Annotated in this window: 1 protein-coding gene and 1 pseudogene; both read left to right on the top strand. The window is 63.4% G+C overall.

Annotated features, from left to right (window positions below; all coding sequences use genetic code 11):
* A partial coding sequence (gene cyoE, locus ACE3UY_RS14435; RefSeq protein WP_374688208.1) for a heme o synthase occupies window positions 1-856 on the top strand: 856 nt, incomplete at its 5' end.
* Window positions 857-1,095: 239 nt separating this feature from the next.
* Window positions 1,096-2,392 (top strand): annotated as a pseudogene (locus tag ACE3UY_RS14430) (excinuclease ABC subunit UvrA); the annotation flags it as partial.

The raw sequence follows: 2,392 nt of genomic DNA, 5'->3' as shown, positions 1-2,392 counted from the left end.
GCTGGATACGTTGGTCGTGCTCTTTAAGTTGCGCATCGTCTTCCTGCTGTTGATGGCGGCGACGGGCGGGGCGTTCCTGGCCGCCGGCGGCTGGCCGGGCTGGGGCGTCATGCTGCTGACCTGGGCCACCGGCGGGATGGCTGCTGCTGGCGCTTCGGCGCTCAACCAGTATTGGGAGCGCAACCGCGATGGCCTGATGGGCCGCACGCGCAAGCGCCCACTGGTCAACGGCAGCATCGCCGACCCGCGCTGGGTTCCCATTGTCGGCCTCTTGCTGATCCTCGTCCCGGTGCTGGCCGTGCTGCCCTTCAACCGGCCGCTGGCCTTCTTTCTGGCGCTGGGGGCCTTTATCTACGTCGGCATCTACACCATCTGGCTCAAGCCGCGCACGCTGCTGAATATCGTCATCGGCGGCGCGGCCGGTAGCGCTGCCGTGCTGAGTGGAGCGGCCGCCGCCGGACAGTGGGATTCGGTCGGCGCGCTGGCGCTGGCGGCCATTCTGTTCCTGTGGACGCCCTTCCACTTCTGGAGCCTGGCCATCCTCTACCGCGACGAGTACAGCCGCGCCGACGTGCCCATGCTGCCGGTGCACACCACGCCTTATCGCGCCGCCTGGTGGGTCATGTCCCACACCTTGCCGACGGGTGTGCTCAGCCTGCTCATGGTCGTGCTGCCGGGGTTGGGCTGGGTCTTCTTCCTGCCGACGCTGGCGATTACCGTGGACTTGTTCAATCGCAACATCCAACTCATCCGCGACCCCTCGCCGCTGAACGCCCGGCGGCTGTTCATGTCCTCTAACTACTACCTGCTCGTCCTCCTGCTCGCCATCTGCGTCGATCTGATGTTGCCGCTGTAAGAATGGGACGCTGATGACGCAGATTACGCGCTAATTTTCGCCGATACAAGCTTCTTCTCAGCGAAAATCAGCGCCAAATCGGCGTAATCAGCGTACTATCTCTTGTATAACTAGACCATTTGTGCTACTATCGTTGACTGCGCGTCCGCTCAGTCCAACGAAACGCTAATGGTGTACACCCCTGCGCCATGCTAGAATAGTCGATTGGCTCAACAGATCGGTCGCGCGGAGGCTCCGTCATGGCTCCTTTCCGCGCCAATGGAAATGGAAGTATGTCCCTCGACAAGATCATCGTGCGCGGCGCGCGCGAGCATAATCTAAAGAATATCGACGTGGAGATCCCGCGCGACAAGCTGGTTGTCATCACCGGTCTGTCGGGGTCGGGCAAGTCATCGCTGGCCTTCGACACCATCTTCGCTGAAGGCCAACGCCGCTACGTCGAGTCGCTGTCGGCCTATGCCCGACAGTTCCTGGGCCAGATGGAGAAGCCGGACGTCGATAACATCGAGGGACTCAGCCCGGCCGTGTCCATCGACCAGAAGGGCGTTAGCCAGAACCCGCGTTCGACCGTGGGCACGGTGACCGAGATCTACGACTATTTGCGCCTCCTCTTCGCCCGGGTCGGCACGCCCCACTGTCCGGTGTGCGGCCGGCCGGTTATGCCCCAGTCGGCCGAGCAGATCGTCAGCAATGTGATGAACATGACCGTCGGCACGCGCATCCAGGTGCTCGCCCCGCTGGTGCAAGACCGCAAGGGGCAGCACCAGGGCATCTTTGACGACGTGCGCAAGGCAGGGTTCGTGCGCGTGCGCGTCAACGGCGAAGTGCGCCAGGTGGACGAGAAGATCGAACTCGACCGGTACAAGAATCACACCATCGAGGCGGTCGTTGACCGGCTGGTCATCCGCCACGCGCCCGACGACACCGGCGAGGAAGCCGCGTCCGACCGCAGCCGGCTGACCGACTCCATCGAGACGGCGCTCGGGTTGGGCGGCGGCATTGTGATCATCAACGACGTCACCAACCCGGCCAACACCATTGACCATCTCTACTCCGAGCACCTCTACTGCCCCTATGACGGCACGAGCATCCCGCCCATCGAGCCGCGCACCTTCAGCTTCAATACGCCCTACGGCGCGTGCCCGGAGTGCCAGGGGCTGGGGATGCAGAAAGAGATCGATCCCGACCTGGTCGTGCCCAACAAGGACCTGACGCTGACCGAGGGGGCCATCACCGGCTGGCCGACCGAGGACAAGGCTGGCTACTACTGGCAACTGCTCAAGGCCACAGCGCAGCACTTCGGCATCCCGCTCGACCGGCCGGTGCGCGAGCTGAGCCAGCAGCAGATGCGCATCCTGCTCCACGGCAGCGGCAACGAGTCGGTGACGGTGAAATATCACAACCGCGAAGGACAGACGCGCAACTACGGCACCAAGTACGAGGGCGTCATCCCCAACCTGTGGCGGCGTTACAACGAGTCCACCTCCGACTACGTGCGCGAAAAGCTGGAGGAGTACATGGTCGACCGGCCGTGTC

The sequence above is a fragment of the Promineifilum sp. (SeqCode) genome (assembly GCF_041918635.1).
Lineage (GTDB): Bacteria > Chloroflexota > Anaerolineae > Promineifilales > Promineifilaceae > Promineifilum.
Note: the sequence above shows the minus strand (reverse complement) of the source record. Positions and strands in the feature narration are given on the sequence as shown.